General features: G+C 68.8%; 4 protein-coding genes and 5 pseudogenes. 3 read left to right on the forward strand and 6 right to left on the reverse strand.

The features are described 5' to 3' along the window. The 6 genes and pseudogenes from FF86_RS60680 to FF86_RS29560 all read right to left on the reverse strand — a co-directional run. Window positions 1-216, reverse strand: a pseudogene (locus FF86_RS60680) (phage integrase SAM-like domain-containing protein); the annotation flags it as partial. A 36-nt stretch (window positions 217-252) separates the two neighbouring features. Beyond that, window positions 253-384, reverse strand: a pseudogene (locus FF86_RS63420) (site-specific integrase); the annotation flags it as partial. A gap of 535 nt (window positions 385-919) precedes the next feature. Further along, window positions 920-1,153: a hypothetical protein gene (locus FF86_RS29550; RefSeq protein WP_044888127.1), complete on the reverse strand. Its 234-nt coding sequence runs from the start codon at window positions 1,151-1,153 to the stop codon at window positions 920-922. A 650-nt stretch (window positions 1,154-1,803) separates the two neighbouring features. Next, a pseudogene (locus tag FF86_RS60690) lies at window positions 1,804-2,090 on the reverse strand (hypothetical protein); the annotation flags it as partial. A 1-nt stretch (window position 2,091) separates the two neighbouring features. After that, window positions 2,092-2,244, reverse strand: a pseudogene (locus FF86_RS60695) (DNA methyltransferase); the annotation flags it as partial. Between the two features lie 65 nt (window positions 2,245-2,309). Further along, a complete protein-coding gene (locus tag FF86_RS29560) occupies window positions 2,310-2,933 on the reverse strand; it encodes a hypothetical protein (protein WP_128423410.1) in 624 nt (207 codons plus the stop codon). Between the two features lie 1,645 nt (window positions 2,934-4,578). Here FF86_RS29560 and FF86_RS69205 point away from each other — a divergent pair. The 3 genes and pseudogenes from FF86_RS69205 to FF86_RS69215 all read left to right on the forward strand — a co-directional run. Continuing rightward, window positions 4,579-4,622 (forward strand): hypothetical protein (locus tag FF86_RS69205; RefSeq protein ID WP_396230178.1); only part of this gene is annotated, 44 nt, incomplete at its 3' end. Window positions 4,623-4,671: 49 nt separating this feature from the next. Then, window positions 4,672-4,718, forward strand: a 47-nt coding sequence (locus FF86_RS69210; RefSeq protein WP_396230179.1) for a hypothetical protein, incomplete at its 3' end; no start/stop codon positions are given. 1 nt (window position 4,719) lies between these two features. Then, window positions 4,720-4,812, forward strand: a pseudogene (locus FF86_RS69215) (hypothetical protein); the annotation flags it as partial. Window positions 4,813-4,830 lie beyond the last annotated feature (18 nt).

Raw genomic sequence — 4,830 nt, forward strand, 5'->3', positions numbered from 1 at the left:
GGCCTCGTCCAGGAATCGGCCGACTTCTTCGGGCTCCCACGGTTCAACCTCCTCCTCGTCTTGTTCAGGCATCTCCACACCCAAAGCCGGATTCCAGTCAATCAACCGTTCTACCACTGCGTCATTGAGCGCGGCTCGCAGCGTCGCGAAGATCTCGAGAATCGTTTTCGGAGCGAGCGACCGAGACTTCCTCATCGCACCGTTGCCCCCTTTCACGGGAGCGGATCCCTCGACCTCAAGCCGTGCGATCATCTGATCTATATGACTTTTCCGGAGACCCTTGAGGGGCAGTTCCCCGAGCATGGGGCATAGATAGAGGCGGATGTTGCTCTCATAGCCACCGCGGCTCGTGGGGCGTAGTCGCCGCTTTCCTGCGAGCCACGTNTTCAGGTACTGACCGACGGTCAACTGGCCGACGTGTTGCCGCCCAGAACGGATCTTGACAACTTCCTTCTCGGCGTCCGCCCNTGCGTCCTCTTCGGTCGGGTATCCGGAGCCCCGAATCTCCCCTCTGCCGACCAGNGGCCGCAGATCTTCGGGAACCTGGATTCGATACGTCCACCTACCATGATCTTTCCTCTTGAGCCTCGGGCAGCGTTTCCCAAGCTGCTTGCCGTCCGCACCACGGCAGCCGCACCGCCTCTCAGTTTTGATTTTCATTTTCCCAGAAAAGCCTTTCGTTTTCAATTCTTGAATCTGACGATCCATCTCGCCTCCACGGAAAGGACCCGGAACTCCTGGCATCACACCCCAAATAAAACTCCACCCAAATATCCGGAAAGTCCATGAAATCTCTCGGTCGAGAGCATGAAAAAAGACGAGGTAAGAGCGGAATGCACGGCCGCCCCGCACACATGCAATGGTCGACGTAACGAGGAAACGACCATCAAAACAATTCAGGCTCCATGGGAACCCCGTGTCAAGCGCCTTCACCAGAGATTTCGTCGATGGACAGGTGCCGACGGATGAGGGAGGTGGGAACTTTGTATCGGCTACCGATCTGGAAAATCTTCACGGGGAATTTCCCGGTTTTCGCGAGCCGGTAGCTTTGGGTGCGGCCGATCCCGAGAATTTCGCCGGCGGTGACGAGGTCAATGACGGCAGGGAGCCTGCGGATGTCCGCGTCGGTCCATTCCTTCAACAGGACCTCCAACAGGTCCTCGCAGGGCGGGGGTATGTGGGCGGAGGGAGATGGCGCGGAGTACGCGGCCTGGAGGGCTCAGCCCGGGAGACGGTCACGGTCCCTCACGCGGCCGGCGGGCGGCGGGCGCCAAGTAGGTGCTGTGCCGGGGCGCCCCTGCCGCCGGGTCGTGCGACGGGCCCGGCGGCAGGGGCGTCAGGGGTTTCGCCAGGGACCTGTCAGGGCTTTCGCCAACGAACTGTCAGCCCGGCGCCGGACATCGTCCCCTCGGCGACGCTCCCTGTTCGCGCAGGTTGTGGCCACTGTCAGTCCGGTCTGGTAGGGGTGCGTAGCAGGAGGATGTCCTCGTGGGCGATCAGATGGAGGGGGTGGCCGGCGGCGCGGGCGACGCGGATGTTGTGCCGGGCGAAGAACGTCGCGCGGGAAACGAGGGTGCCGTCGGGGCGGACGGCGGCGAGCAGGGCCGCGGCGCGGGCGTGCAGGTGCAGGCCGGTCTCGTCGGCAAGGTCGACCAGGGCGCCGGGGAGGTCGACCAGCGCGCCGGCGTGGCGGAAAGGGCGGGCGGCGAGTGCGACGATGCCGCCGGGGGAAAGCAGCCGGTGGGCGCTGTGGAGAACGGCAGCGATGCCGTCGAGGAGACCGTCGAGGTCGGTGTTCGCCANGTTGGCGGGGCTGTCGGAATAGCGGTAGTCGGTTTTGTGGACGCCCTTCCCCGGGGCGACGGTGATGGTGCCGTGGGTGGCCTGCCCGTAGGGCGGTGAGGTTAGCAGCAGGTTGATCCTGCCGTGATAGTCGGCGGGAATGACCTGCTCGAGGTGGCGGGCATCGCCGCGGAAAAGCCGGCCGCTACCGGCGGCGCCTTGCTGGCGGGCAAGGCGCAGATTGGCGCGGGCGAGGGAGACCCAGCGCGATTCCAGGTCGACCCCGAGGCTGCGACGGCCGAGATGTGNGGCTTCGACCAGCGTGGTGCCGATACCGCACATCGGGTCAAGAATGGTGTCGCCGGGACGGCTGTAGGCGGCGATGAGGTGGCGGGCGAGCGCGGGCAGCATGCGGGCGGGGTGCTGGGTGGAGGTGGGGGTGTAACGGCCGGTGCGTTGCACGCGGGGGTGTTGCTGGCCGGCGGGAATGAGGCTGTATGCCTGCCGCGGGGATGGGTTGGTCGACGTCAACGGCTGCTCCGAACTGTGGGGCGGGTGAACACGGCGATGTCGGCATGAACACGCAGCGGTGGCAGCGGCGTGGGCAGGGTCGGGTCGTCGGCCGGATCCCAGTCCGCGGGCGGGACGAGAAAGCCGTCAGGCAGGGGAATCCGGACGGCGAGGAGATGCTGGGTGTAGGTCAGACCGGCGCTGCAGGCGGCGGCGGCGGTGTCGGTGAGAGGGTCACCGCCGTCGGATATGGAGGGCGGTAGCCCGATCAGAAGAATGCCGGCCGGTCGCAGTAGCGCGGCCAGTCTGCTGTACATCGCGGCGCGGACGGTGCGGCTGGCGGTGCTTGTGTGCAGGTCGACGATGAGCGCGGCGGCGCCCAGGCGGTGGCCGGTGAGGATATCGGTGTCGGTGGTGGTGCTCACCGTGCGGTGACGGCGGCCGGCGGTAATGCACCGGTCGCCGACCACGGGCGGGACGCTGGTGGTGGACAGGACCAGGTCACCGCGACGGCTATAGGCGTCAAGAACACGACCGAGAACATCCTCGGAAAACAGCTCGTCGCCCTGGGCGTGGGTGGTCCACACGGTGAGAGGGACCGGTTCGCGGCCGGGATCGGTGGTGCCCGATGTGAACGGCACAGCCATGTCTCCTTCGGGGAAAGAAGCGGAGGTTGTCTCGGACCGGCGGCGGCCGGTGAGAGGCAGTTCCGAGGAAACCCCGAACGTTTGGCTTTTTCCCTGACAGTCCTGACGGAGCCGCTGACACCCAGATTCCGTCACAACCGACGGGGTGACCACAGCGCCTGACAGTTCGCTGGCGAATCGGCTGACATTCCCACGGTGTCAGCGAAGAAAAAAACCGCCCCTCCATGTCTGCGTCCCGGGCAGGCCGACGGGAGAACCGCTGGCACGGGCGCCTTTCTGACAGGTCCGGCCGGCCCCTTCCTGCGTATGAAGGAGGCCGCTGTCAGGGATTTCGACAACGGTGTCAGCGGTTTCGCCAGGTGCTTTTGAGGTTCTGGTCTCGCACGTTTTCGGACGAACAGCGAGGGAGACCAGTGAACGGATATCCGGCACGCGGAGAATCGACGGCGTTGGATCTCGCCGGCGCCGCTTTCGCGGAGGTAGCCGAACGCGGCCTGTGCGTTCTCGAGGGCCGTGACGTCCACGAGGAGCTGCCGCAGCGGCCGGTGGGAATCGGCGAACTGCAGGCTCTGGTGAGCCGCGCCGAACTCTCGGCGCAGGCACGGGCGGCGGTATGGNGGGACCTCGCACGGCGCCAGGACGAGGAAGGCTGGCTGGTCGCGGCGGTCGGGGTCGCGCTACCGATGCTGCGGCACATCTCCGCCGCGTTGACCGAAGGCCGCCCCGGTCTGCGGGCGGATCTCGACGGTGAGGTGCTCACCGGCTTCCTGGAGGCGCTGCGGGCCAGCGAGTCGGGCCTCGGGGTGGAACACCGGCTGGTGTGGGGCGCCTACCGCGCCGGGCTGGCCTTCGCGTGCACGCAGTTCCCCCGGCTGCCGGTCGGGACATGCGTGCCGGTGACGGCGGCCTGGCCGCCGCAGCCGTGGGGCGCGGGGCTGCGCCGGCTGCTCGCCCAGTCGGTCCGCGTCGGGGTGCTCAGCGGCGCGGAGGCGAAGCTGGTCGCCTCCGCCCGGGAGGGCGTGACCCCGGCGGTGCTGTCCGCGGCGACGGTGACGCCGGGTGAGGAGTGGGCGCTGCGGCTGTCGGTCGCCCACGAACGGCTGCTGCACGCGGTCCTCGCCGGCGAGNTNGGTCCGCGTCAGCCGGGAGCAAGCCGATGAGCCGCCCGGTCTCCNCNNCGGTTCTGGCNGTCGCCCGCAGCCTCGANGTGGTGCGCCGCGGCGCNGCGCGGATCNCCGNGGCGGNGCGGGGCCGCTACGACGCCGCNCCGNGGTGGGNNCNCCGGCTGCTGCGGGGGGTCGCAGGGCTGCTGCTGGCTGCCGCGGCGGCGGGTGCGGCGGTGGGACTGTCGCTGCTGACCCGCCGGNTGGGCGGNNCCGTGGTGNCGGTGCGGGTGTGGGGCACGGCGGGGCTGGTGCANCTCGCGGCCGGCGGNGTCCTGGCCCTCGNCCTGGTCACCCTCGACGGTGANCACCGCGGCGACGGCCGGCTCGANCGGCNCGGCGCGCCNCCGGCCCGGGGCCTGCGNCTGNTNGTCGGNGTGGTCACGGTGCTCGCGGTGATCGGGGCGGTGCTGCTCGCCGCGGGCGTNGCGCACGCGGCCGGGCCNGCNGCNCCCCCGNCGGCGCCGGTGCCGGCGGTGACCGACCTCAACCAGGTGATCACCAACATGCGGAACTGGCTNATNGGGATNCTCGCNGGNGCCGCGACCCTGTTCGNCTCCGTCGGCGGNCTGCGCTACATGGGCGCCAACGGCGACCCCGCGGAGGTCGAACGGGCNAAAGGGTCGTTCAAGGCCGCCGGGATCGGCTACGCGCTGGCGATCCTGGCACCGGTCCTGCTGACCGCGCTGCGCTCCGTGGTCGGCGGCTGATGCGACGGCGAGCGCCGG

The organism is Frankia sp. CpI1-P, assembly GCF_001421075.1.
Classification (GTDB): Bacteria; Actinomycetota; Actinomycetes; order Frankiales; family Frankiaceae; genus Frankia; species Frankia torreyi.